General features: G+C 60.7%; 25 protein-coding genes. 15 read left to right on the plus strand and 10 right to left on the minus strand.

The window, feature by feature from the left end:
* Positions 1–12: 12 nt before the first annotated feature.
* Together ACNAZS_RS25205 and phnF are read right to left on the minus strand one after the other, a co-directional pair.
* The gene (locus ACNAZS_RS25205) at positions 13–1,221 is read right to left on the minus strand and encodes an alpha-D-ribose 1-methylphosphonate 5-triphosphate diphosphatase (protein ID WP_415793303.1); all 1,209 of its coding nucleotides are present in this window, start codon (positions 1,219–1,221) and stop codon (positions 13–15) included.
* Positions 1,222–1,311: 90 nt separating this feature from the next.
* On the minus strand, positions 1,312–2,037 hold the full coding sequence (phnF, locus tag ACNAZS_RS25210; RefSeq protein WP_415793304.1) for a phosphonate metabolism transcriptional regulator PhnF: 726 nt from the start codon (positions 2,035–2,037) through the stop codon (positions 1,312–1,314).
* Between the two features lie 214 nt (positions 2,038–2,251).
* On the opposite strand from phnF, the gene phnG reads away from it, so the two are divergent.
* The 12 genes from phnG (at position 2,252) to ACNAZS_RS25270 (ending at position 13,302) form a co-directional block, all read left to right on the plus strand.
* Positions 2,252–2,737, plus strand: coding sequence for a phosphonate C-P lyase system protein PhnG (gene phnG, locus ACNAZS_RS25215; protein WP_415793305.1), 486 nt, complete (start codon positions 2,252–2,254; stop codon positions 2,735–2,737).
* Position 2,738: 1 nt separating this feature from the next.
* A complete protein-coding gene (phnH, locus tag ACNAZS_RS25220; protein ID WP_415793306.1) occupies positions 2,739–3,359 on the plus strand; it encodes a phosphonate C-P lyase system protein PhnH in 621 nt (206 codons plus the stop codon).
* Position 3,360: 1 nt separating this feature from the next.
* Positions 3,361–4,578 (plus strand): carbon-phosphorus lyase complex subunit, encoded by a 1,218-nt coding sequence (locus ACNAZS_RS25225; RefSeq protein WP_415793307.1) that lies wholly within the window; start codon positions 3,361–3,363, stop codon positions 4,576–4,578.
* Positions 4,575–5,477 (plus strand): alpha-D-ribose 1-methylphosphonate 5-phosphate C-P-lyase PhnJ, encoded by a 903-nt coding sequence (locus tag ACNAZS_RS25230; protein WP_415793308.1) that lies wholly within the window; start codon positions 4,575–4,577, stop codon positions 5,475–5,477. Before ACNAZS_RS25225 ends, ACNAZS_RS25230 begins: the two co-directional genes overlap by 4 nt.
* Entirely contained in the window at positions 5,474–6,250 is a 777-nt protein-coding gene (gene phnK, locus ACNAZS_RS25235) for a phosphonate C-P lyase system protein PhnK (RefSeq protein WP_415793309.1), read from the plus strand. The genes ACNAZS_RS25230 and phnK overlap by 4 nt, the downstream gene beginning before the upstream one ends.
* 54 nt (positions 6,251–6,304) lie before the next feature.
* Positions 6,305–7,024: a phosphonate C-P lyase system protein PhnL gene (gene phnL / locus ACNAZS_RS25240; RefSeq protein WP_415793335.1), complete on the plus strand. Its 720-nt coding sequence runs from the start codon at positions 6,305–6,307 to the stop codon at positions 7,022–7,024.
* A gap of 2 nt (positions 7,025–7,026) precedes the next feature.
* Positions 7,027–8,211, plus strand: a complete 1,185-nt coding sequence (locus ACNAZS_RS25245) for an alpha-D-ribose 1-methylphosphonate 5-triphosphate diphosphatase (protein WP_415793310.1) — start codon at positions 7,027–7,029, stop codon at positions 8,209–8,211.
* 206 nt (positions 8,212–8,417) lie between these two features.
* Entirely contained in the window at positions 8,418–9,482 is a 1,065-nt protein-coding gene (gene fba / locus ACNAZS_RS25250) for a class II fructose-bisphosphate aldolase (protein ID WP_415793311.1), read from the plus strand.
* An 87-nt stretch (positions 9,483–9,569) separates the two neighbouring features.
* A complete protein-coding gene (locus ACNAZS_RS25255) occupies positions 9,570–10,451 on the plus strand; it encodes a phosphoribosylaminoimidazolesuccinocarboxamide synthase (RefSeq protein WP_415793312.1) in 882 nt (293 codons plus the stop codon).
* Between the two features lies 1 nt (position 10,452).
* Positions 10,453–10,977 (plus strand): 5-(carboxyamino)imidazole ribonucleotide mutase, encoded by a 525-nt coding sequence (gene purE, locus ACNAZS_RS25260; protein WP_415793313.1) that lies wholly within the window; start codon positions 10,453–10,455, stop codon positions 10,975–10,977.
* A gap of 37 nt (positions 10,978–11,014) precedes the next feature.
* Positions 11,015–12,205, plus strand: a complete 1,191-nt coding sequence (locus ACNAZS_RS25265; protein WP_415793314.1) for a 5-(carboxyamino)imidazole ribonucleotide synthase — start codon at positions 11,015–11,017, stop codon at positions 12,203–12,205.
* Positions 12,206–12,279: 74 nt separating this feature from the next.
* Complete coding sequence (locus ACNAZS_RS25270; RefSeq protein WP_415793336.1) at positions 12,280–13,302, plus strand: L-threonylcarbamoyladenylate synthase; 1,023 nt, start codon at positions 12,280–12,282, stop codon at positions 13,300–13,302.
* A gap of 116 nt (positions 13,303–13,418) precedes the next feature.
* On the opposite strand, the gene ACNAZS_RS25275 is transcribed toward ACNAZS_RS25270, so the two are convergent.
* The 8 genes from ACNAZS_RS25275 to ACNAZS_RS25310 form a co-directional block, all read right to left on the minus strand.
* Positions 13,419–14,429, minus strand: coding sequence for a Bug family tripartite tricarboxylate transporter substrate binding protein (locus tag ACNAZS_RS25275; RefSeq protein ID WP_415793315.1), 1,011 nt, complete (start codon positions 14,427–14,429; stop codon positions 13,419–13,421).
* 99 nt (positions 14,430–14,528) lie between these two features.
* Complete coding sequence (locus tag ACNAZS_RS25280) at positions 14,529–15,239, minus strand: ABC transporter ATP-binding protein (RefSeq protein ID WP_415793316.1); 711 nt, start codon at positions 15,237–15,239, stop codon at positions 14,529–14,531.
* On the minus strand, positions 15,227–15,985 hold the full coding sequence (locus ACNAZS_RS25285; RefSeq protein WP_415793317.1) for an ABC transporter ATP-binding protein: 759 nt from the start codon (positions 15,983–15,985) through the stop codon (positions 15,227–15,229). Before ACNAZS_RS25285 ends, ACNAZS_RS25280 begins: the two co-directional genes overlap by 13 nt.
* Positions 15,978–17,081 carry a branched-chain amino acid ABC transporter permease gene (locus tag ACNAZS_RS25290; protein WP_415793318.1) on the minus strand — a complete coding sequence of 368 codons (1,104 nt, stop codon included), beginning with the start codon at positions 17,079–17,081 and terminating at the stop codon, positions 15,978–15,980. Before ACNAZS_RS25290 ends, ACNAZS_RS25285 begins: the two co-directional genes overlap by 8 nt.
* Positions 17,082–17,093: 12 nt before the next feature.
* The gene (locus ACNAZS_RS25295) at positions 17,094–17,975 is read right to left on the minus strand and encodes a branched-chain amino acid ABC transporter permease (RefSeq protein WP_415793319.1); all 882 of its coding nucleotides are present in this window, start codon (positions 17,973–17,975) and stop codon (positions 17,094–17,096) included.
* A 21-nt stretch (positions 17,976–17,996) separates the two neighbouring features.
* Positions 17,997–19,160, minus strand: coding sequence for an ABC transporter substrate-binding protein (locus ACNAZS_RS25300; RefSeq protein ID WP_415793337.1), 1,164 nt, complete (start codon positions 19,158–19,160; stop codon positions 17,997–17,999).
* A 96-nt stretch (positions 19,161–19,256) separates the two neighbouring features.
* Positions 19,257–20,816, minus strand: a complete 1,560-nt coding sequence (locus tag ACNAZS_RS25305; RefSeq protein WP_415793320.1) for a benzoate-CoA ligase family protein — start codon at positions 20,814–20,816, stop codon at positions 19,257–19,259.
* 112 nt (positions 20,817–20,928) lie between these two features.
* A complete protein-coding gene (locus ACNAZS_RS25310) occupies positions 20,929–21,402 on the minus strand; it encodes a DUF4863 family protein (RefSeq protein WP_415793321.1) in 474 nt (157 codons plus the stop codon).
* Positions 21,403–21,636: 234 nt separating this feature from the next.
* On the opposite strand from ACNAZS_RS25310, the gene ACNAZS_RS25315 reads away from it, so the two are divergent.
* From ACNAZS_RS25315 to boxB, 3 genes are all read left to right on the plus strand, one after another.
* Positions 21,637–22,545: a helix-turn-helix transcriptional regulator gene (locus tag ACNAZS_RS25315; protein WP_415793322.1), complete on the plus strand. Its 909-nt coding sequence runs from the start codon at positions 21,637–21,639 to the stop codon at positions 22,543–22,545.
* A gap of 113 nt (positions 22,546–22,658) precedes the next feature.
* Positions 22,659–24,317: a 2,3-epoxybenzoyl-CoA dihydrolase gene (gene boxC / locus ACNAZS_RS25320; protein ID WP_415793324.1), complete on the plus strand. Its 1,659-nt coding sequence runs from the start codon at positions 22,659–22,661 to the stop codon at positions 24,315–24,317.
* Positions 24,318–24,456: 139 nt separating this feature from the next.
* A complete protein-coding gene (gene boxB / locus ACNAZS_RS25325; RefSeq protein ID WP_415793325.1) occupies positions 24,457–25,884 on the plus strand; it encodes a benzoyl-CoA 2,3-epoxidase subunit BoxB in 1,428 nt (475 codons plus the stop codon).
* Positions 25,885–25,893: the final 9 nt, after the last annotated feature.

A 25,893-nucleotide genomic window follows, 5' to 3' on the forward strand; every position in this document is an offset into this window, starting at 1 on the left:
TGGCCTCCGTCCTCAGGCGGCCAGGCTCTGGGCTTGATGCGTGTCGAAGTTGCGGGTGGCATAGCGCAGCACGCCACCCACAATCGCGGCGCAGACGCGTGGCAGGCCTGGCACGCTGTCATCGACGATGATGGCATCGGCAGCCTGTCCCGCCGCCAAACTGCCTCGGTCGCTCAGGCCGGCGGCGCGAGCAGGGTTGGCCGACACCAGGCGCCAGGCTTGTTCCAGCGGCAGAATGCCTTGTTCGGCCAAGCGCAGGGCGGCCGCCAACGGGGCGGGGTAATAGTAGTCAGAGGTCAGAATGTCGCACAGGCGCGAGCGGACCATGTCGGTCGCATTGGGGGCGTTAGTGTGGCTGCCGCCACGCACGACGTTGGGCGCGCCGAATACCGTGACATCGCCCAGATCATGCGCGAGGCGCGCCACGTCGGACGTCAACGGAAATTCGGCGATACGGCAACCCAGTTGGTGATAGTACCGGCGGGTCGCCGCGTCGGGGTCATCATGCGATGCGACACTCAGACCCGCTGCGCGGGCGCAGAGCGTGAGCTCTCGCATCGCGTCGGCGACATCGTCCGCGGATGACAGCGCCAGGCGAATACGGGCCTGAAAGGTATCCAGATCGCATTCGGCGCGATCAGCATATTGCAATAGCTTTCGGTCATCGCCCAAGCGGCGGGCCATGCTGGGCAGGTGATCGTTGAGCGCTAAAAACTGCACACGGCCGGCGCGTATCCATTGCTGCGCAATTTCGACACCGTTAATGTGATGCGTCTCAAAACGCAGATGCACGTGGTGGCGTGCGCCGAGCGCTTCGCGTGCTTGCATGCGCTCCAGCGACTCGAACATGCGTTCGGCATAAGGCTCGCCGCGCAGGCCACCTTCCCACGACACCGTGACGCCGTGAAACTCGGTCGTGATGCCATTGGCCAGTAATTGCCGGTCTACATCATGGAGCGCCGCGTCGTAGGGAAAGGTCACTCCCGGGCGCGGCATGATGGCGCGCTCGAAGGCATCGCCATGCAAATCGATAATGCCAGGCAGCACGAGCAGATGATCGGCGTTCAACCAGGTCGCGCCCGCTGTGGGCGACGGGGCGTCCACCTCTGCGACACGTCCGTCATGAAAGGTCAGTTGGCCGCTGGTCAGCCCAGTGGGGGTCAGAAGACGCTGTCCGGAAATACCTGCCAGCGTGGCGCAAGAGGGGGGTTGGGAGTTCATGCACGCTACCTTATCGGCGTTCTATTACAACCGGATGTCTAGATGAATTATTGGTGAATACTCATCCGATACAGAGTGGGTCAGTCATGCTCAGGGAGTGTCGCTCGCGACCACCAGCTGTACCAGGTCACCGCCGAAGCGAGTCAGGCTGTACTGCAGGGGAGTGCCATTTCCATCCACATTGAGTGACTCTACTTGCAGGATGGGGCGGGTTTTCGGTTGTCCGAGCAGGCGGGCGACCTCAGGGGTCGGCAATGCCGCGGTAATGCGCGACCATTGGCGTGTGTAGTCCGTCACCCCATAGTGGGCGAACGCGCGCGAGATCGAGCGCCGTTCGCGGACCTGCTCGGCAAAGTCGGGAAAACGTGCTTCGTCGAAATAGTGCTCAGAGACGTCAATGCAGCGGTCCTCTGCTTTGCCCTGTGCCTGTACGCGCAACAGTGACGCCGTCCGCGCGAGCCCCAGATGGGCGGCGATGTCGCCGGCGCGCAGACTCTGGCAGGCAACGACCTCGATATAGCCGAGCACGCCCTGATTAAGCAAGTTTTCGGAAAAGCGGGTGCGCCGGCCGATGGCGTAGTCGATCGCATGCTCTTGGACGAACGTGCCGCGGCCTTGTTCGATACGGACCAGGCCGAGTTGCTCCAACTCGCTCATGGCGCGCCGAATGGTGTGGCGATTGACGGTGAACTTGGCCGCCAGTTCAGGCTCGGTCGGCAGGCGCTCGCCGGGCGCATAGAGTTTGTTGCGGATGTCTTCCGCCAGTTGTTCGCCGATTTGTCGCCATACCGCGACACCTGAGCCTCGTTCAACCATGGTGATAATCCGTTTTCGGTAATAACAGCTTCATTTGGGACGGCCATGATTGTGCATCAGTTACGCCCGGATGCAATGACGGCGTGGCGATGGCGTGTCATGAAAAGTTCACGCGTTGAGTATTGTATTGGCGTCTGTTTGGCATCATACTTCATACGGTCGTCTAGACGTATAGATAAAATTCAACTCTTACTCGATTTGGCATCCCACTCCTATGTCCCCTTTGAGCAGACCGTCCACAACTTCTCCTCCCGCTGACACGGGGGCCCGTCGCGCGGCGTGGATGCGCGTGTTGGCACTGGCCGAGCCCGCGGCGCTAGAACAGGCCGTCAAGGCGTTGGGTCCTTTGCCGGCCCATCACCCGTTACGTGCACCAGAAAGTGGCATGGCCATGGTGCGCGCGCGCAGTGGCGGCACCGGTGCGCAATTCAACCTGGGTGAAATGAGCGTGACGCGCTGCGCGGTCACGCTCGATGGCGGCGCCATGGGCGTGGCGTATGTCCAGGGACGCGGACGCCGCCATGCCGAGCAGGCCGCGGTGCTGGATGCGCTGTTGCAGCAGGATGATTGGCACGATCGCATTCAGGCGACGGTAATCACGCCGTTGGCGCAAGCGCATAGCGAGCGTGCGCGGCGTCAGGCGCACGTCGCCGCGCAGACGCAGGTGGAATTTTTCACGATGGTGCGAGGAGAGGACTGAGATGACGGCAGCAACGATTTCTGCGTTCAGCGCGCCACCGGCCGCGGGGTTTGGCGATGCGGTGATGCAATCACAGCAGACCTTCCGCCGTGCGTTAGAGGCCTTGGCCCATCCCGGCAGTATTTACGAGCTTGACGTGGCATGCGGCGTACCGCCAGGTCTGTCCGTGGGGATGACCGCGATCCTGCTGGCGCTGGCCGACGTGGACGCGCCGGTATGGTTGCCGGCCGACGTCGATGAGCGTGTGCATCATTACCTGCGATTTCATTGCGGGTGTCCGTTGGTGAGTGAGCCGGCGCAGGCGCGCTTTGCGGTCGTGCCTGCAGGGTATGCCGCGCCCGATCTGACGCAATGCCATCCCGGTGATCCCGCGTATCCCGATACGTCGACGACCTTATTGCTGGAGGTTGAGTCTCTGGATAACGCGGACGGCGGGGCGTCGGTGGTGTTGTCTGGGCCCGGTATCGCCAGTCAGCGCGTGCTCTCCGTGAGCGGGTTGCGGACGGATTTCTGGACGCAGTGGCGTGCCAACCAGCAGCTTTTCCCGTTGGGTGTCGATGTGTTTTTGATTCAAGGTAACCGCGTGTGCGGGCTGCCTCGTACCGTGATGGTGGAGGGTTGATATGTATGTAGCGGTCAAAGGGGGCGAACGCGCCATCCTGAATTCCTATCGCATGCTTGATGCCTATCGGCGTGGCGATACGAGCGTGCCCGAGTTGAGCCTGGCGCAGATTCGCGAGCAGATGCCGTTGGCCGTCTCGCGCGTCATGGCCGAGGGGGCACTTTATGATCCGCACTTGGCGGCATTGGCGATGAAACAGGCCGCGGGCGATGTCCTCGAAGCGGTGTTTTTGCTGCGGGCCTATCGCACGACCTTGCCGCGTTTTGGTTATACGCAGCCGGCCGACACGGCCAAGATGCGCTTGTCGCGCCGCATTTCCTCGACGTTCAAAGACGTGCCGGGTGGACAGATCCTGGGGCCGACGTATGACTATACCCAGCGCCTGCTGGACTTTACGCTTGAGGCTGACGGTGACGATGCACGCGCCGAGCCGTTGGCGCCAGCCGCACAGCCGGTGGCGGCCTCCATGCCGCGGGTGACCGATCTGCTTCAGCATGACGATCTGATCGATCAAGAGCCGATTCCCCCGGGCGATCCGGCGCCGTTTGATTTGACGCGCCAGCCCTTGGGTTTTCCCGCCGGGCGCGATGCGCGTTTGCAGAATCTGGCCCGCGCGGACGAAGGGTTCCTGCTGTCGATGGGGTATTCCACGCAACGCGGCTATGGCAATACGCACCCGTTTGCGGCCGAGATTCGCTATGGATCGCTGGAAGTGGAAATGTTCCTCGAAGAGCTGGGCTTTGCAGTCACGGTGGGCGAGATTGAGCTGACGGAGTGCCAAATGGTCAGCCAGTTCAGTGGTAATGCCAAGGAGGCTCCCAAGTTCACGCGAGGCTATGGATTGGTATTTGGCTACGGCGAACGCAAGGCCATGTCGATGGCATTGGTGGATCGCGCGCTCAAGGCCGAAGAGTTGGGCGAGGCGGCGACGGCACCCGCGAACGATCATGAGTTTGTGCTGTATCACAGCGATAACGTCGAAGCATCGGGCTTTGTCCAGCACTTGAAGTTGCCGCATTACGTCGATTTCCAGGCCAATCTGGAACTGTTGCGTCATATGCGCCAGGATCGGACCGCATGGCGAGAGGCTGCGGTCTCGGCACAGGCTGAACACGCGCAAGCGTCGTCTGCGCAGGGGTCGGCGCCTGCCACGACTCCCACACCTGCTGCACCCGCTGGGGCATCTCCTGTTTTCGCTGATGAGGCACTGTCCACATGAATGCTGTGAATACGACGGTCGAGCGCGATGACCATTACAACTTCGCGTACCTGGACGAATCTACCAAGCGCATGCTGCGTCGTGCGTTGTTAAAGGCGGTGGCGATTCCGGGATATCAGGTGCCGTTCGGCAGTCGCGAGATGCCGTTGCCGTATGGCTGGGGCACGGGTGGCATTCAGGTGACGGCAGCCATTATCGGCACCGAGGACGTGTTGAAAGTGATCGATCAGGGTTCTGACGATACGACCAATGCAATCAATATCCGCCGCTTTTTTGGCCGCGTGACGGGTGTGCAGACGACTGAGTCCACGCGTGAGGCGACGATTGTGCAGACGCGTCACCGTATCCCGGAAACGCCGCTGCGCGAAGGCCAGATCATGGTGTATCAGGTGCCGATCCCCGAGCCGCTGCGCTGGCTCGAGCCCAGTGAAACCGAGACACGCACGATGCATGCCCTGGCCGAATATGGCGGCATGCACGTCAAGCTGTACGAAGATATTGCACAGCATGGTCATATTGCGACGACCTACGATTATCCCGTGATCGTGAATGGCCGCTACATGATGCGTCCTTCGCCTATTCCCAAATTTGATAATCCGAAACTCGATGCCAGCCCGGCCCTGATGCTGTTTGGCGCGGGTCGAGAAAAGCGCGTGTATGCGGTCCCGCCCTATACGCGTGTCAAGAGCCTGGATTTCAAGGATCATCCGTTCCGCGTCGAGCAATGGGATCAGTGTTGCGATCTGTGCGGTTCGACGCACAGTTATCTCGATGAAATCATTCTGGATGATCAAGGCACGCGCCGCTTTGTGTGCTCGGATACCGAATATTGTTCAGAGCGCCAGGCCAATGGCCATACCAGTGCGGCGGCGACGACGGATGCGGAGGCTTCGGCATGAATAACCAGGCTCTGCTTTCCGTGCGTGATATGACCTGCACTTGGGATGGTGTGCACGGCTGCCGCGATATTAATTTTGATTTGCATCCCGGCGAGGTGCTGTGCGTCGTGGGTGAGTCGGGCTCAGGCAAGAGCACGTTGCTGCAGGCGGTATCGTGGCAGATGCAACCCGATTCGGGGAGTGTCTGTTACGACACGCGTGATCGCGGTTTCGTGGATCTGGCCGCGCTGTCGGCGGCACAGTTGCGCTTGCTGGCGCGCACTGACTGGGGCTTTGTGCGTCAGAACACACGTGATGGCTTGCGTATGCAGGTCAGCGCAGGCGCCAATATTGCCGAACGCCTGATGGCTGTGGGCCAGCGTCACTATGGTGATCTGCGCAGCACGGCGAGTTCCTGGCTGGAAAAAATGGAAATCGATGCGAGCCGGCTGGATGACACACCGTCGGCGTTTTCGGGCGGTATGCAGCAGCGCTTGCAGATTGCCCGCAACTTGGTGACGTATCCGCGCATGGTGTTCATGGACGAACCTACGGCGTCGCTGGACGTATCGGTGCAGGCGCGCTTGCTGGATCTGTTGCGTCAACTGGTGGCGGACCTGAGGCTGGCGGCCATTGTGGTGACCCACGATCTGGCAGTGGCCCGATTGCTCGCGCATCGCACCTTGGTCATGCGTGGCGGTCGCGTGGTCGAAAGTGGTCTTACCGACCAGATCCTGGACGATCCTCAGCATCCGTACACGCAGTTGCTGGTGTCTTCTATTTTGCAGAGCTGACCCATGAACGCATCACACTCTTTAGTTTCGACAGCGGCGGCGACGTTATCCGCCATGGATAGCCGGGCCCAGACGTTGGTTCAGGTCAGCGGTCTAGGCAAGATGTTTACCTTGCATAACCAGGGCGGCATTCGCTTGCCTGTGCTGCAAGATGTGACGTTCGAGGCCGGCCGTGGTGATTGCCTAGTCCTCTCGGGCCCGTCGGGAACAGGAAAAAGTACCTTGCTGCGTTGTCTCTATGGCAATTACCTGGCGACCGAAGGCAGTATTCGCATACGGGACACGCAGGGCTGGGTGGAGTTGACTGGTGCCTCTGAGCAGACGATTCTGCGACTGCGCCGGAATGTTATTGGGTATGTCAGTCAGTTTTTGCGTGTCATTCCCCGCGTCAGCACACTCGATGTGGTCGCAGAACCCTTGCGCGCGGGTGGCATGGAGGCCGAGGCGGCGCGTGAGCGGGCGGCCGGATTATTGCATCGTCTGAATGTGCCACAACGTTTGTGGGGCCTGCCGCCCGCCACGTTTTCCGGTGGGGAACAGCAGCGCGTCAATATCGCGCGCGGATTCATTGGCGGCCACCCTGTGCTGTTACTGGATGAACCCACGGCCTCGCTGGACGCGGACAACCGCGCGGTCGTGATCGCGTTGATCCGCGAAGCGGTCGCAGAAGGACGTTGCCTGATTGGTATTTTTCACGATGAAGCCGTACGCGACGAAGTCGCGACGCGCATTCTGCCTATTGAACCGGCCGTCACGGCCGGTGCACTGGAGTAGCCATGTCTGCCTTGTATCTGACACATGCCAATATCGTGTTGCCGGACACGGTATTAACCGATAGCGCGATTTTGATTGAAGACGATCTCATCGCGGCCATCGAACCCGAAGGCATACCCGATGCCGAGATCATCGATCTGCAAGGCCAAACCTTGCTGCCCGGTTTGATCGACGTGCATTGCGATGCGATTGAGAAAGAGGCAGAGCCGCGCTCGCGCGTGCTGTTTCCGTTGGACTTTGCGGTGGCCCAGGTGGATCGACGCAATGCCGCCGCGGGGATCACGACACCGTTTCATGCGCTGTCGTTTGCGAACAATGAGTGGGGCGTGCGTAATAACGAGACCGCGGCGCAGATTGCGCGTGCCTTGCATGCCTTTCGTGAACATAGTCTGGTGGACAACCGGGTGCACTGCCGCTACGAGGTAACTGACGCCGCGGCGATGCCGGTGTTGCAGGCGCTGATGGCCGAGGGCGTCGTGGACCTCCTTTCTGTCATGGACCATTCGCCCGGACAGGGGCAGTTCAAGACACTGGAGGCCTATCTGCAGTACATGATGGGCAACCACGCCATGAGCCGCGACGAGGCCGAGCTGGCCGCGAGCGCCAAACTGCGGGCCCGGGATGGCGCTGTGCAGCGCGTGGAAGCCTTGCTGGCCGACGCTCACCGTCTGGGCGTGCCGACGGCTAGCCATGATGACGACTCGGTGCAGCGTATTGCCACCATGCGGAATCTGGGGGTGTCGATGAGCGAGTTTCCCATCAATCTGGATACGGCCACGGCAGCGGTCTCGTGCGGCCTGCCTACCATCCTGGGAGCGCCCAACATCCTGCGCGGCCAAAGCCAAAGTGGATCCATGCGTGCGATCGATGCGGTGCGCGCGGGCGTGGCGGGGTGCCTGTGTTCGGATTATCAACCGTCTACGCTGATTGCCGCCGCGTTTGTCGTCGCGGCACATACCGATTTGACCTTGTCCCAGGCAGTGGCGCTGGTGACGGCCAACCCGGCCGATGCGTGCAAACTGAATGATCGCGGCCGCTTGAAGAAGGGGTTGCGCGCGGATCTGGTGGCAGTGACGCTGCTGGGCGAGTTGCCATTGGTCAGTCATGCCTGGTCAGCAGGGCGGCTCGTGTTTTCGTCGCATTACCGTACCGCGGCCAAGCGTGTGCCGGAGGCCGTGGCAGCCTGAGTCCTGGGGAAGGGGGAGGGCAATATCGGCAACAAATTGCAAAATTTGTGGGGAATATGGGGTCATCAGAGCCGGTAATAACGACAATTTCAAGGCTCTGACACCTCCCGTGACACGCTTGGCGCGGCGATTGCCTTAATCCCAGCTAAAATCCCCCTATTCAGCAAGGCTCCACCCTATCATTCATCACTCAGGAGGACCATCCCATGGCCCTAGTCTCCATGCGCCAGTTGCTTGATCATGCTGCTGAGCACGGTTACGGCATTCCCGCGTTCAACGTTAACAACCTGGAACAAGTCCAGGCCATCATGGAAGCCGCTGCCGAAACCGACAGCCCGGTGATCATGCAGGCTTCGGCCGGGGCGCGTAAGTACGCAGGCGAAGGCTTCCTGAAATACCTGATTCAGGCTGCCGTCGAGTCCTACCCCCATATTCCCGTGGTGATGCACCAGGATCACGGTCAATCGCCCAAGATTTGCCAGGGCGCGATCGATCTCGGCTTCTCCAGTGTCATGATGGACGGATCTCTGAAAGAAGACGGCAAGTCCATTGCTGACTACGACTACAACGTCGACGTTACCAAGACCGTCGTGGATACCGCGCACAAGCTGGGCGTCACCGTCGAAGGCGAGCTGGGCTGCCTGGGTTCGCTCGAAACCATGATGGGCGACAAGGAAGACGGTCACGGCGCCGAGGGCACGATGACGCGCGAGCAATTGCTCACCGACCCTGAGCAAGCCGCCGACTTTGTGCGCAAGACCCAACTGGATGCCCTGGCCATCGCCATCGGCACCAGCCACGGCGCTTACAAGTTCAGCCGCAAGCCCACGGGCGACATTCTGTCGATCTCGCGTATCAAGGAAATCCACGCTCGCCTGCCGAACACCCACTTGGTGATGCACGGTAGCTCCAGCGTGCCCCAAGAACTGCTGGCCGAGATCCGCGAATTCGGCGGCGACATGAAAGAAACCTACGGCGTGCCTGTCGAAGAAATCCAGGAAGCCATCAAGTACGGCGTACGCAAGATCAACATCGATACCGACATCCGCCTGGCGATGACCGGTGCGATCCGCCGTTTCTTTGCTGAAAACCCCGGCAAATTCGATCCGCGCGAATACTTGAAGCCGGCCCGCGCCGCCGCCAAGGGAATTTGTGTCCAGCGCTATACCGAGTTCGGCACCGCCGGTAACGCCAGCAAGATCAAGGCGATTCCCTTGACCGAAATGGCACAGCGGTACGCGACGGGCAAGCTCACGCAAGTCGTGCAATAAGCCTGCCGTTGTTCGTTTCAGGCGCCGCCCACAGGGGCGGCGTCTGCTTTTGCAGTAATCTATGCTTCTTTCGCCATAGGTCGATCCGTGACTTCCGCTCTGCACCAATCCACCATCAAATCCTTGCCGCTTTTGGGTCGCGGCAAAGTACGCGACATGTACGCCGTGGGCGACGACAAGCTCTTGATCGTTGCGTCGGATCGTATTTCCGCTTTTGACGTTATTCTCGATGATCCCATCCCCGGCAAAGGCCAGGTGTTGACCGAGTTGACCGATTTTTGGCTGGGCAAGCTCGCACACATCCTGCCGAACCACTCGACCGGCGTAAAGCCGGAAGACGTCGTGGCGTCTGACGAGCTGGATCAGGTGAGGGGCCGTGCGGTGGTGGTCAAGCGTCTGAAGCCCATTCTGGTCGAGGCTGTGGCGCGCGGCTATCTGATTGGATCGGGCTGGAAAGACTACCAGGCGACCGGCTCGCTGTGCGGCATTGCGTTGCCGGCCGGCCTGCAGCAGGCCAGCAAGTTGCCCGAACCCATTTTTACGCCCGCGGCCAAGGCCGAGTTCGGCATGCATGATGAAAACGTCGACTTTGCTCACGTGGTCAACGAAGTCGGTCAGGACATGGCCGAGCGCATTCGCGACGTGACCCTGCGGTTGTATGCCGAGGCGGCCCAGTTCGCGGCTACCAAGGGCATCATCATTGCCGATACCAAGTTCGAATTTGGCCTGGATGACGATGGCACCCTGTACCTGATGGATGAAGTCCTGACGCCCGATTCCTCGCGTTTCTGGCCCGCTGATGGCTATCGCGAAGGCATCAGCCCGCCGTCGTTCGACAAGCAATTCGTGCGCGACTGGCTCGAAACCCAGACCTGGGACAAGACCCCGCCGGCTCCCCGCCTGCCACAAGAGGTCCTGGAAAAAACTGCAGCCAAGTACCGCGAGGCGCTGGACCGTTTGGTGGCGTGAGATGACGACGACGACTTCTTCCGCCGCGACGCCGGCCACCCCCGTGGTGGGCATCATCATGGGTTCTTCCAGCGACTGGGATGTCATGAAAAACGCCGTAGACATGCTGGAAGCATTCGGCGTGCCCTACGAGGCCCGTGTCATCTCCGCCCATCGCATGCCGCAAGACATGGCAGACTATGGCGCCGCGGCGCGCTCGCGTGGCTTGCGTGGCATTATCGCCGGAGCCGGGGGCGCCGCGCATTTACCCGGCATGATGGCCGCGCTGACCGAGGTCCCCGTGTTCGGCGTACCCGTCCCCTCGCGCTATCTGCGTGGCGAGGACTCTCTGTTGTCTATTGTGCAAATGCCCAAGGGGGTGCCGGTCGCCACCTTTGCCATTGGCGAGGCGGGCGCCGCGAATGCGGCGTTGCATGTTATTGCCACTCTGGCCACGACCGACGACGATTTACACCGCCAATTGTTGGCATTCCGTGCCCGTCAGACCGACGCGGCACGCAACATGATCGTTCCCCCGCAGCCCTGACTTTGCGACGTGCCCGCGTGCCGGGTGCGCTATGTGTATGACTTCCTCGACTGACTCTTTCACAATTGCGCCGGGCGACTGGCTCGGAATGCTGGGCGGTGGCCAACTGGGCCGCATGTTCTGCCACGCTGCGCAGAGCCTGGGCTATCGCGTCGCGGTACTGGATCCGGACGCTGATGGGCCTGCGGCGGTGGTGGCGGATCACCATATCCAGGCGGCGTATGACGATGCGGCAGGGTTGGCCGAGCTCGCCCGGACCTGCCGAGCCGTGACCACCGAGTTCGAAAACGTTCCGGCCGATAGCCTGCGTGCGTTGGCCGCGCAATGCCGCGTCAGCCCTGCTGGCGATGCCGTTGCGATCGTGCAGGATCGCATTGCCGAAAAGATGTTCATCGCTTCGCAAGGCATCTCCGTGGCGCCGTACGTCGCGATCCGAACGCCGCAAGATCTGCTCGACGCTCCCGACACGCTGTTTCCCGGTATTCTGAAGGTGGCCCGATTGGGCTACGACGGTAAAGGCCAGGCGCGAGTCACCACGCGCGAGGCCGCACAAGCCGCCTTCGCCGAGTTTGACGGTGTGCCTTGCGTACTCGAAGCCCTCATGCCGTTGGATTATGAGATTTCGGTGGTATTGGCGCGGGGTTTCGATGGCAGTGATGTTGTGTTCCCTGTGGCGCGTAATTTGCACCTCGACGGGATTCTGGCCGTGTCGACGGTCGCCGCGGTCGATAGCGACCCTGGACATGTACAGCGGCAGAACCAGGCGACCGAGGCCGCGCGCGCCATTGCCCGGGGGTTGGACTACCACGGTGTGCTGTGCGTCGAGTTCTTTGTGTTGACCGACGGCAGTCTGGTTGTCAACGAGATCGCCCCGCGTCCGCACAACAGCGGCCACTACACGATCGACGCCTGCGTCAGCAGCCAGTTTGAACAGCAAGCGCGTGTCATGGCCGGCTTGCCACTGGGCAGCACCGCCTTGCTCGCGCCGGCCATTATGTTGAATATCCTGGGTGATATTTGGTTCGAGCCCGGCGCGAGCGCGCCACGCGAACCGGACTGGTCGACCGCGCTGGCGGTGCCCTCTGCCAAACTGCATTTGTATGCCAAGCACGAGGCACGCCGTGGCCGCAAGATGGGCCATGTGACGATCGTCGCCGCGACCCTGGATCAGGCACGCATGGACGCTGCCCAGGTGGCCGCGGCCCTGGGCATGGCCGCACCCGACTAAGCATCATGCCATCTTCACCTGTGGTCCCGCCTGCCCTTATCGATACCGACGCCGGGCACACTATTGACAGCGCCATGATCGCTGCTGCCGCCGCCCGGCTGCTGGCGGGCGAGGTGGTGGCGTTTCCTACGGAAACGGTCTATGGGCTCGGCGCCGATGCCGACAATCCCGAGGCGGTGGCGCGCATTTATGCCGCCAAAGGTCGGCCCTCCAATCATCCCGTGATCGTGCACGTCGCGCCCGGTGCGGACCTGGGCTATTGGGTCCGTGAGATCCCGCCAGAGGCACAACGCTTGATCGAGGCGTTCTGGCCGGGGCCGCTTACGCTGATTTTGCCGCGCGCCTTGCCTCGCGGAGAGATGGTCAGCGGTGGACAAGACAGCATCGGCGTGCGCTGTCCTTCGCATCCTGTTGCGCAAGCGTTGCTGCGCGCCTTTGCGGCGGGCAAGCCCGGCGGACAGGGGGGCGTGGCGGCACCGTCGGCCAATAAATTTGGTCAAGTCTCTCCGACTCATGCGGATCATGTGCGCTACGAATTTCCCGATGAGGTCGCGCAGGGCATGCCGGTACTTGATGGGGGGCCGTCCGAGGTCGGCATCGAGTCCACCATCCTGGATTTGTCGCGCTTGAGGCAGGGGGTCGGACCGGTGCTACTGCGCCCGGGCCACGTGACGCCAGCGCAGATCGAGGCGATATTGGGCCAACCGGTCAGCATGCCCGATGCCGCCGCGCCGCGTGCATCAGGCACGCTGAAAGCACACTATGCGCCGCACACGCCGCTGGAGCTCGTGTCGGCCCAGCGCCTGATAGAGGTCGCGCGCGGGCAGAATGCGCAGAATGGGCGCGTCGTCGTGGTGGCGTTTGCCAAGGCGCCTGCCGATCTGGCCCCAGAGATTGTCTGGCGGCAGGTCGAGGCCGATCCCGATCGTTACGCGCAAGTCTTGTATGCGATGCTGCGCGAGCTCGATGACGGAGGATATGCCCGCATTCTGGTCCAAGCGCCGCCAAGCGATGCGGCATGGCGAGCGGTCAACGATCGTATCGGCCGCGCTGCGGCAGCCTTCGCATTGGATACGACCGGATTCTCCAACGCGTAATCGCGGTGGTAGTGGCGATGCTGTGTATGGGGCGGTGCGCAGCGGCGCGCCAGCGCACCACTGCCGCCCTTCCAGCATGCGGTGATTTAGCATCGCTCGCACGCGAGCACGCAGGATCAGTTCACAGTGATTTGGGCTTCTTTGATGATCTTGGCGTAGCGCTCAGAGTCGGAACGCATCAGTTCGGCGAATTCCGCGGGCGTGCCGCCGGCGGGTAAGAAACCCGCGTCGGTGAATTTCTTGGTGACATCGGGCTCGTGCACGATTTCACTGATTTCCTTGGCCATGCGATCGATGATGGGCTTGGGCGTACCGGCGGGTGCCAGCAGACCCGCCCACGAACCGGTGACGAAACCCGGAAAGCCGACTTCCTCCATGGTGGGGACATCGGGGTCGTCGGGCCAGCGTTTCTTGCCTGTGAAGGCCACGACTTTCAATTTGTCCTGTTTGACGTATTGCATGGGGACCAGCACCGGGTCGAACACCATGGACACGCGTCCGGACAGCAAGTCGGTCAGGATGGGGGCGCTGCCCTTGTAGGCGACGTGTGTCATCTTGAGCTTGGCCTGCAGTGCGAAGTCGGCACCAGTCAGGTGCGCACTGGAGCCCGTGCCACTGGATGCATACGTCAGTTTGTCGGGATTCTTGCGTCCGTACTCCACCAGTTCCTTCATAGAGTTCACGGGTAGGTCTTTGGCCACGAACAGGAACAGCGGCAGGTCGGCCATGTGTACGACCGGCACCAGTTGCGAGGGCGAATACGCCAGTTTGTACAGATGGGTGTTAATCACGTAGGCGGGCAGCATGGCCAGGAAGGTATAGCCATCGGGGTCGGCCTTGGCCGCCTGCGCCGCGCCCAGTGTGCTGTTGGCCCCCGGCTTGTTCTCGATGATGATGTTTTGACCCAGTCGGGTCGACAACTTGTCCATCACGGTGCGCGTTACGGTGTCGGTCGCGCCACCCGGGGTATAGGGCACGATGACCTTGATGGCCTTGGAGGGCCAGTCCTCGGCGGCGTGAGCCAGGGCGCCTGATAGGGCGCCACCTGCCAGGGTCGCCGACAATAGGGCGATCAGCGTAGACCGGCGGGATAGTTGGACGCGGACGCCGGAAAGAGGGAATGTCATACCTTGTCTCCACTTGGTGGACAGAAACCAGAACGCACGACGCTGCGCTGTCCAATGCCCCTGGATCTGCGGGTTGGTCTTATTGCTTCTTTTAAGCTTTTAAACTCCCAGGTATCGAGCCAATTGCTCGGGTTGTGCCGCTAATGCTGGGCTGGCGCCTTCGTGAACGATGCGTCCTTTTTCCATGACGAGGCAGCGGTCGGTATGGGAAAGCACAGCCCGGTAGTTGCGGTCGACGATGAGCGTCGATATCCCGCTGGAACGAATGGTGGCGACGATTTTCCAGATTTCTGCCACGATGAGCGGAGCCAGGCCCTCGGTGGCTTCGTCCAGAATGAGCAGATCGGGATTGGTGGTCAGAGCGCGGCCGATGGCCAGCATCTGCTGTTCGCCGCCTGACAGCTGCTGGCCGCCGTGGTCGAGCCGTTCGGCCAGACGGGGGAAGGTTGCGAGGACACGGTCATAGGTCCAATCCGTTTGGCCACGGGTACCGGTACGCGCGGCGACGAGCAGATTTTCGCGCACACTCAGATTAGGAAAAACGCCGCGGCCTTCGGGAACATAGGCAACGCCCAGACGGGCGATGGTATGGGGTTGTGCGCGTGTGCAGTCCTGGCCGACGACCGAGAGCTTGCCCTGGCGGCTGCGCACATGTCCCATCAGCGTGCGGATGAGTGTGGTCTTGCCCATGCCGTTGCGGCCGACCAAGCCGACAGACTCGCCCGGCGTGATGCGTAGATCGACGCCGCGCAGGACATGACTGGCGCCGTAATAGCTGTGCAAACCGGTGGCGTCGATTAATGCGTGCATGTGCCGTCCCCGAGATAGGCGCTTTGTACTTGTGGGTTGGCACGAATATCCACGGGGTTGCCGCAAGCAATAACGCTGCCATTGACCATCACGGTGATGATGTCGGCATTGCCGAACACGGCATCCATATCGTGCTCGACCAGCAAGATGGCGTGCTCGGCTTTCAGGTCCTGCAGCAGCGTGAGTATGCGCTCCGTTTCCTCGGCGCCCATCCCTGCCAGGGGCTCGTCCAGCAGGAGAACCTGCGGGTGTCCAGCAAGGCACATGGCGATTTCCAGTTGACGCTTGTGACCGTGTGGCAGCAGGCCGGCCGGCGTACTCGCGCGACCCTCCAGGCCGGTGCGTTCCAGTGCATGGTAGGCCCGGTCACGACTGGGCGTGCATTCGTTGGCATGCCGCCACCAATGCCAGAATCTTGGGTTGTCGGCCTGTGCCGCGAGTCGGCAGTTCTCGAAGACGCTGAGCTCGGGAAAAATGGTCGAACGTTGATAGCTGCGGCCCAGGCCGTGGCGGGCGCGCTGGGGTTGCGGCCAGGCGGTGATGTCCTGGCCTTCCATTAAGACTTGGCCTTCGCTGGCCAGCAATTCCCCGGACAGGATATTAATGAGCGTGGATTTTCCCGCGCCATTGGTGCCAATGACGGCATGTACCGTGCCGCGATGCAAATCCAGCGAGACGTCATTGACGGCGACAAGTCCGCCAAATCGACGCGTAATGCCGCGCGCGGCCAGCATGGCTTCAGACATGGGGGCCTCCGGGTTGGGGAATAGATGTATGTCGGGCAACCGGGTCCGGAGATCCGGCAGAAATCGTGGCCGCGCGGTCGTCCGATGCCTCTTCGGTGTCCAGGGCCTCGGATGTTGTGGCAGGATCTCGTGCCGCGCGCCTGGCTCGCCATTGCGCGGGGATTCCCGCCAAACCATTGGGCAGCAGGGCCACCAACGCGATGATCGCCAACCCCAGTGGCAGGTGCCAGTGCTTGGCGTAGTCGCCAAACAGGGCTTGCGACTGGAATAGTTCTTGCAGGAGGATGAGGGTGACCGTGCCGAGTACGGCACCTCCCAGACTGTGCATGCCGCCCAGGATCACCATGAGCAAGACAAGCCCCGATTGTTCCCATGTCAGCAGTTCGGGGGTGACGAAGCCGTCTTTCAAGGCATAGAGAAAGCCGGCCAGTCCCGCCAGCGTGGCCCCGATGACGTAGGCGGTGAGCTTGTAGGGAAAGGTGGAGTAGCCGGCGGCCCGCATACGTTGTTCGTTCAGACGGATGCCTGTCAGGGCCGCGCCGAATGGCGAGCGTGCGAGCAGGGCCAGAAATCCCCACGTCAAAGCCAGGCAAATCACCACAAACATGTAGTAGGTGCCAGGCTCATCGAGATCAAAGGGCATCCAGCCGGCAAGCGAAACCTGAGGACGGAAATACAGGTAAATCCCGTCACTGCCGCCACCGATGTCGGTATCGTGAAAGACGTAATAGGCCATTTGTGAAAACGCCAGCGTCACCATGATGAAATACACGCCGCGTGTTCGTAACGCCAGGGCACCCGTGATCAGGGCATAGAGGGCGGCGAACGCCAGGGCCGCCGCCAGCAGCCAGATCAGCCCGCCCGCTTCGGACTCTGGCGACAGCAATGCCGCGGCATAGGCGCCGATGCCAAAGAACGCTGCATGTCCCAGGCTGATCAAGCCTGCACCGCCCACCAGTAATTGCAGGCTGAGCGCAAACATCGCGTAGATCATGACCTTGATCGCCAACCCGATGTAGTAGGCGTCACCGACCAGGGGAAAGGCCGCCAGCGCGATGAGAACGACAACGGGGAGGAGTTTGCTGAGGTGATTCATATGCTTCCCGTGCTAACCCTGCTTGAATAGCCCTTCGGGCTTGCACAGGAGAATGATGGCCATCAGGACGTACACCAAGACCCCGGCGACCGAGGGAAACAATACCTGGCCAAAAGTCTCGACCGTCCCCACCAGCATGGCCGCCAGAAAGGCGCCACGGATCGATCCGATGCCACCGATCACCACCACGACAAAGCACATGATCAGCACACTGTTGCCCATGCCTGGATAGACCGATGACACGGGCGCGGCAATAGTGCCCGCGAGCGCGGCCAGGGCGACCCCTGCCGCAAACACAATGCGGTACAGGCGATTAATGTCGATGCCTAATGAACCAATCATTTCCCGATTACTGGCTCCTGCGCGCACCATCATGCCCAGGCGGGTACGGGTCAAGACCCAATACAGCAACAGCGCGACACCGATACCGATCGCCGAGATGAATAATCGATAGACCGGATAGGTCATGACATCACCCAATGGCACGGTGCCCGAAAGCCACGCCGGTACCGGCACGCCATGGACATCGTTGCCCAGCAACAGGCTGCGGATTTCTTCGAACACCAGGATCAGGCCATAGGTCATCAACACTTGCTGCAAGTGATTGCGTCGATACAAGTAGCTGAAAAACGCCGCCTCAAGCAGGTATCCCAACGCGGTGGCCAACAGCACGCACAGCAAGAGGGTGGTGACGAAACCACCCCCCAGCCAGCGCTCTACCAGCGGGTTCAACGCGAACGCCATATAGGCACCGATCATGTAAAAGCTGCCATGCGCCAGATTGATGATGCCCATGATGCCGAAGATCAGGGTCAACCCGCTGGCGACCAGAAAGAGCAGCAGACCATGTTGCAGCGCATTCAGGCACTGAATGAGAAAAGTGCTGATATCCATATCTGCGTTCGCGTGAGCGCTTTAGAGTTTGCAGCCGCGTGCCGGGTCGGCCAATTGCTTGACCGCGACCTCGACCACGTTGTTCTTCTGGCCATCGACCTTACGCAGATAAAAATCCTGCACCGGGTTGCCGGCGGCGGACAGGGTAAATTTGCCGCGTGGGCTATCGATGGTGGCACCGCGCATGGCATCGCGGAACTTGGCCTTGTCGTCGATATTGCCCTGTACGGCGGCTAGACCGCTTTGCATGAGCTGTGCGGCATCGTAGCCTTGCACGGCATAGACGTCGGGCTGTACGTTGTTGTAGGTCTTGGCATAGTGGGCCCGGAAGTCATTGTCGCGTGGGGTATTGAGACCGTCTGCGTAGTGCAGCGTGGTCAGAATACCCTGCGCCGAGGCGCCCTGAGCGGGCAGGGTACCATCGGTGAGAAAGCCGGTGCCGTAGAGCGGGATGGTTTTTTGCAGGCCCGAGGCGTGATAGTCCTGAACGAATTTCACCGCGCCGCCGCCTGCAAAGAACGCGAATACCATGTCAGGCTTGATCGATGCGATCTCGGTCAAGAGCGATTGAAATTCCACATTGGGAAAGGGCAAGGTGAGGTCTTTGACGATCTTGCCGCCGTTCTTTTCAAAGCCTTCGCGAAAGCCCTCCATTTGCTCTGCGCCCGCCGCGTATTTCCAGGTAATGGTCACGGCGGTCTTGTGCCCCTTGGCGGCCGCGACCGGACCCATGGCGTAGCCGGGCTGCCAGTTCGAGAACGAGGTACGGAAAATGCCGGGGCCGCACATGGGGCCCGTGATCGCATCCGCGCCCGCGTTGGTGACAATGAGCGTGGTGTCGCTGCCCTTGGCGGCCTTGGCCAGCGCCATGGCGACGCCCGAGTGCACCGTGCCAATCAGGATATCCACTTGATCGCGTTTGATCAGGCGGTTGGCGTTTTCCGATGCCTTGGCCGGATTGGATTCATCATCGACCTTGAAATATTCCAGCTCGCGTCCGCCGAGTTTGCCGCCTTGTTCGGCGACATAGAGTTTGAAGCCATTTTCAATGGCTGTGCCGAGCGCGGCATAGGTGCCGCTGTAGGGCAGCATGAATCCGACTTTGATCTTGTCGGCGGCCGTTGCGTGGCCGGCCACGAGCGCAAGGGCGCCGGCCAGCAGAACCCGATTCAGGGCGTGATGCATCATGGTTTGTCTCCTAGTTATTATTGACTGGCCTATTGGCTCAATCAGGCTTATTCAGGCCGCCGATAAAATCAGCGACGGCCTAATGCGGTCATCTTATAGCGAACCGTCTTCCAGTTGTCGCAACCGGAAACGCTGAATTTTGCCGGTCGCTGTTTTGGGGAGGTCGTCGGTAAAGTTGATCTGACGCGGATACTTGAACGGCGCCAGGTGTTCCTTGACATAGTTCTGCAGGAGGGCGCCGGTGTCCGCGTTGGGTTGATAGCCAGGGCGCAACACGACGTAGGCCTTGGTTTTGGTCAGGCCGTCGTGATCGGGTACACCGATGACCGCGGCTTCAAGTACGGCCTCGTGCTGGATCAGCACGTTTTCGACTTCGATCGGCGAGACATATTGGCCGCTGACCTTGATCATGTCGTCGCTGCGGCCGGCGTACGTGTAATAGCCATCGGCATCGCAGATGTATTTATCGCCGCTTTTGAGCCATTCCCCCTGAAAACACTGGCGCGTCTTGTCGCGATTGTTCCAGTACATCAGCGCGGTACTGGGGCCTTTAATGTATAGATCGCCGATCACGTCCGGTGGCACGACATTGCCGTCGTCGTCGCGGAGTTCAACCTCATAGCCCGGTACCGGTTTACCGGTCGTGCCATAGCGCAGGCTGCCCAGTTGGTTGGACAAAAAGATGTGCAGCATTTCGGTCGAACCGATACCGTCCAGAATTTCGCAACCAAAATGGCGCGTGAAACGCTCGCCGATATCGCGCGGCAGAGCTTCGCCGGCCGACGTACAGATGCGCATGGCGACGTCTTCGCGCGAGGGCAGATCGGGACTGGCCAGCATAGTGGCGTATAGCGTGGGCACGCCGTAGAACACCGTGGGGTGGTACTCGGTCAGCCGTTTGAACACCGCCTGCGGCGTGGGGCGCTCGCTCATGACGACGACCGTTGCGCCGACCGACAGGGGAAACGTCAGGCCATTGCCCAGGCCATAGGCAAAGAACAATTTGGCGGCGGAAAAAACAACATCGTCTTCACGGATGCCCAGCACGGGCTTGGCATAGAGCTCGACCGTGTTCCAGAGGTTGCCGTGGGTATGCACGACACCCTTGGGCTTGCCGGTGGAGCCGGAGGAATACAACCAGAAGGCGATTTCGTCAGCCAGCGTGCGCACCGCGGGCACCACGGGCGCATCGGTCAGCCATTGACTGAATGCATGACCTCGATCGGGCAGGACGGCGGTAGGCTCGGACACAATGAAGTGTTCAATCTCGTGCACGCTTTTGCGCAACGCCGTCTGCAGAGTCTCGATCAGCCCGCCCGACACAAATGCTGCCCGCGCGCGACAGTGACCGGCAATGTAGGCATAGTCGTCGGGCGTCAACAAGGTGTTGACGGCCACGGGTACAACACCCGCATGCAAGGCGCCCAGAAATGCGACAGGCCAGTCCACATTGTCCTGCATCAGGAGCAATACGCGCTCTTCGCGGCGTATCCCCAATCGGCGTAATGCACCGGCGCATCGGGCGACGCGCTCGGCAAGCTCTCCATACGTCATGCGCCGCGTGTCGTCGATATAGGCCAGTTTGGCGGCACGCGGCGCATTGAGCGCGGCCAAGTGGCTGGCGAAATTCAGCTCAGTGGGGCAAGGGGTCATGGTTTGTCTCCAATTTTTTATAAGCTCGATGACGGTGCTGCCGGTCAGCCTCTTGGGGGCGGGTCAGCGCCTGTCGCCGGAGAAACGATCCCTGGATCTCGACGCGCGGGAATCAGGCGGCGGTGAATTCAATCGCGCCATTAGGTAAGAGGTACAGCACGAGCGCTTGCCCTCCTGTCACAGTGGGGCGATGGGCGCTGCCGGGACCATAGACCAGCCAGCCGGCGCCATGGCCATCAAACTGCGCGGTGTCATCCAGGGGCATGATCAGGTCAATCTCGCCCTGAGGGTGGGCATGGTGCGGGCCGGCCAAGCTGGTCATGTCCACGACATCGACCGAGAATCCGTCCAGGCCGCTATCGGGCTTGATGACGCGGCCATAACGGATGCCGGCACCCTCGCGATTGCACATCCAGCCGTCGGCCACACCCTGTCTACAGGCGGCAAAGACGTCCTGATAGAGCACGCTGTCCGGCCCGGCTTCCTGATTCAAACGGGCTTGCAGGGTATCGTCCAGGGGCTGACCGGCGATGGGGGCGGTGATGCGACGCATCAAATCGTGGAAGGCGGCTGGCGTACTGCTCATCAGAGGCTCCGATAACCCTGGGTATGCCAGGGTGAAAAAGGGGACGGACTCGTTGTCTCGTCCTTTACACTGCGGTGCCTCGGCTGCACATAGGCAATGGATTGCGCTTTGGAGTGGCGTGATCGTTGCATCGCGAGTCGAGTTAATGGAAAAATAGTGCTTCACACAAGGCAAGTCAAGCACTATAGTGCATAAAAATATGGATATCAGGGTTTTCTCGGAGCGCACATCACTATGATCCAACCGTTAGACAAGGACTCTTTGGAATCACGCCGGGAGCCATTTCTAATCGCCCTTGGGGAGCGGGTGCGGCGCTTGCGCGCGATACGGGGCATGACACGGAAAAGCCTGTCGCAGAGCACGGGCGTGTCCGAGCGGCACCTGGCGAATCTGGAGCATGGCGTTGGTAATGCATCCATCCTGGTGCTGCTGCAGATTGCCAAGGCCTTTAACTGCGCCCTGGCCGAGTTGGTGGGTGACGTTACGACCGAGTCGCCCGACTGGCTGCTGATCCGGGAATTACTCAGTGGCCGTACGGAATCCGATCTACAGCGTGCCCGCGAGGCCTTGACGCAGTTGTTCGGGATAGGGGGCGGGGCGCAGCGTCCCAACCGTTTTCAGCGTGTCGCCCTGATCGGCTTGCGCGGCGCGGGAAAATCTACGCTGGGGCCCATGCTGGCGGACGATCTGGGTTATCCCTTTGTCGAGCTCAATCGCGAAATCGAGCGGGTGGCGGGCTGCGGCATTTTGGAAATCCATAACCTGTATGGTCCCAATGCCTACCGCCGCTATGAGCGCCGGGCCCTGGAAGAAGCCGTACAGCTTTATCCGGAAATGGTGCTGGCGACCCCCGGTGGCCTGGTGTCCGAGCCCGCCACCCTGAATCTCTTGCTGGCGCATTGCTATACCGTCTGGCTGCGCGCAACGCCTGACGAGCACATGGAGCGTGTCATGGCGCAGGGCGATTTCCGTCCGATGTCGGGTAACAACGAGGCCATGGCCGATCTGAAACGCATCCTGGCTGGGCGCGAGGCTTTTTATGCCAAGGCCGATCTGACCTGGATGACCAGTGGCTTGAGTTTGCAGGAAAGCTTTGGCGGTTTGCGTGCCCAGGTACGCAAAGCGTGCGGCCTGCCTCTGTAAAACTGCATTTTTATGCATCTTCCGCTTGACTGGGAGAATATTGAGCATTAATCTGCACTTTAATTCATTAACTGCAGTATTGTTCATATCAAGACCGATCAGGAGACAGAACCATGAGCAGCTCCGAATCCCGTGTGGATTTTCAAACAGATCCGTCCCAGTACCGCCACTGGAAACTGAGTTTTGAGGGCGCGACGGCCACCCTGGCCATGGATGTCGCGGAGGATGGTGGTTTGCGCCCGGGCTACAAGCTCAAGCTCAATTCCTACGATCTGGGCGTCGACATCGAGCTGCATGATGCCTTGCAACGCATACGCTTCGAGCACCCGGAGGTGCGTACGGTCGTCGTCACGAGCATGAAGGACCGTATCTTCTGTTCGGGCGCCAACATCTTTATGCTGGGATTGTCCTCGCATGCCTGGAAAGTGAACTTCTGCAAGTTCACGAACGAGACCCGCAACGGTATCGAGGACGCCAGTCGATATAGCGGTTTGAAATTCATTGCCGCGCTAAACGGCGCGTGCGCCGGCGGCGGCTATGAGCTCGCGCTGGCGTGTGACGAGATTTTCCTGGTGGACGATCGTTCCTCGGCGGTGTCCTTGCCCGAGGTGCCTTTGCTAGGCGTGCTGCCCGGCACCGGCGGACTGACCCGTGTGACCGACAAGCGCCGCGTGCGGCACGATTACGCTGACATTTTCTGCACGCTGGTCGAAGGCGTGCGCGGGCAGCGCGCTAAAGACTGGCGTCTGGTCGATGAGGTGGTCAAGCCGGCCCAGTTCCAGAACGCCGTGCAGGCGCGCGCCGCTGAACTGGCGGCCGATAGCGATCGCCCGGCGCAGGCGCAGGGTATCAAGCTGGTGTCCCTGTCTCGCACGGAGACCCGCGATCGTTTGTCGTATCAGTACGTGGACGTCGCCTACGATCGCGAAAAGCGCCTGGCCACCTGGACCATCCGTGGCCCGCAGGCCGAGGTCGAGCAAGAGATCGATGCCATCATGGCCGCCGGCGCGGCGTGGTGGCCTTTGCAGATGGCACGCGAGCTGGACGACGCGATTCTCAATCTGCGCACCAACGAACCGGATCTGGGGACGTGGGTGTTCAAGACCGAAGGCGATATTCAATCGGTACTGGTTGCCGACGCGGCGTTGCAACAGCACGCCGACCATTGGTTCGTGCGCGAGACGGCGGGGATGCTGCGCCGTACGCTGGCACGTCTGGATGTGACGTCGCGTTCGATCTTTGCGTTGATTGAGCCGGGCTCTTGCTTTGTGGGCACGCTGTTCGAACTGGCCCTGGCCGCCGATCGTATTTATATGCTCGACGACGAGGATGCCGACGCGCCTGCGCAAATCATCGTGGGCGAGCGTAACTTTGGCGCCTATCCGCTGGTGAACGGACAAAGCCGCTTGCAACGCCGCTTTTACGAAGAAACCTTGCCCCTGGAAGCCGTGCGCGCCGCGGGAGGTCAACTGTTGTCCGCGACACGTGCACTGGAGTTGGGCTTGGTGACTTTTGCGCCTGACAGCATCGATTGGGACGATGAGGTGCGTATGGCACTTGAAGAGCGCCGCGCCTTGTCGCCCGACGCCTTGACCGGACTGGAAGCAAATTTGCGCTTTGGTGGCCGCGAAACGATGGAAACCCGCATCTTTGGCCGACTGACGGCGTGGCAAAACTGGATCTTCAATCGTCCCAATGCGTCGGGTGAAAAGGGCGCACTGAAACTCTATGGCAAAGGCGAACAAACGTCGTTTGATTGGAATCGCGTGTAGCGAGTGTGATGCATCGGGGCACGTCTGTCTCAGGGCGGCCCGGTGCTTCGGCAGATTCAAGGCCTGGTGGATTCGGGCCGAAACGCAAACCTCATAAAACTATCCGGTCGCCCCGAGCGGTCGGTTCTGGAGAGCAGACATGTCAGGCATCAACTACAACGAAAAGATTCCCAACAACGTCAACCTGTCTGGCGACCGCGCGTTGCAGAGGGCGCTGGAGCATTGGCAGCCGAATTATCTGCAGTGGTGGCAAGACATGGGCCCTGACGGCTCGCACGGTTTCGACGTGTACTTGCGTACGGCGGTCAGCGTTGAGCCCGATGGCTGGGCGAATTTCGATCACGTGAAGATGCCCGACTATCGCTGGGGTATTTTTCTGGCGCCGCAGGACGGTCAACGAAAAATGCATTTTGGCGAAAACATGGGACGCGATGTCTGGCAAGACGTGCCGGGCGAACACCGCGCCAACCTGCGCCGCATCATCGTGACGCAAGGCGATACCGAACCGGCCTCGATCGAGCAGCAACGCCATCTGGGCATGACCGCGCCGTCGCAGTACGACCTGCGCAATCTGTTCCAGATCAACGTCGAAGAAGGCCGTCATCTGTGGGCCATGGTCTATCTGCTGCATCGCTATTTCGGGCGCGATGGCCGCGAAGAGGCCGATGCCTTGTTGCAGCGTAGTTCGGGCGACGAAGACAACCCTCGCATTCTCGGCGCGTTCAACGAAAAAACCCCCGACTGGCTGGCGTTTTATATGTTCACGTACTTCACCGACCGTGACGGAAAATTCCAGTTATGTGCCTTGGCCGAGTCGGGTTTCGATCCGTTGGCCCGCACTACCAAATTCATGCTGACCGAAGAAGCGCATCACATGTTCGTGGGCGAGTCCGGTGTCTCGCGGATCATCCAGCGTACCTGCGAAGTCATGCGCGAACTGAAAACCGACGATCCCGCGACGATCCGCGCCGCGGGTGTCATTGATCTGCCGACCATTCAGCGTTATCTGAATTTCCACTACAGCGTCACGATCGATTTGTTCGGCGCCGATCAATCGTCCAACGCCGCCATTTTTTACAGCGCGGGCTTGAAGGGCCGCTACGAAGAGGGCAAGCGCACGGATGATCATCAACTTAAAAATGATACCTATCGCGTACTGACGGTCGACGGCGGCAAACTGCGCGAAATCGAAGTCCCCATGTTGAACGCGTTGAATGAAGTCTTGCGCGACGACTTCATTCGCGACTCCATGGCTGGGGTGGGGCGCTGGAACAAAGTGATCGAGAAAAACGGATTGCCCTTCCGTCTATCCGTACCGCACAAGGCCTTTAATCGTCAGATCGGTACCCTGGCGGGTATCCGTCTGGCGCCCGATGGCGAAGTGCTCAGCGAAGCACAATGGCAGGCCAATCAGCACAAGTGGCTGCCCACACCCGAAGACCGTGCTTTTGTCGCATCGCTGATGGGTCGCGTGGTCGAGACCGGCAAGTTCGCCAACTGGATTGCACCGCCCGTCATGGGCGTGAATCGTCAACCCGTGAACTTTGAGTACGTCCGCTTCAACTAGGAGGAGCTG

This window comes from Bordetella tumulicola, assembly GCF_965138755.1.
In the GTDB taxonomy this organism is placed as follows: Bacteria; Pseudomonadota; Gammaproteobacteria; order Burkholderiales; family Burkholderiaceae_B; genus Bordetella_A; species Bordetella_A tumulicola.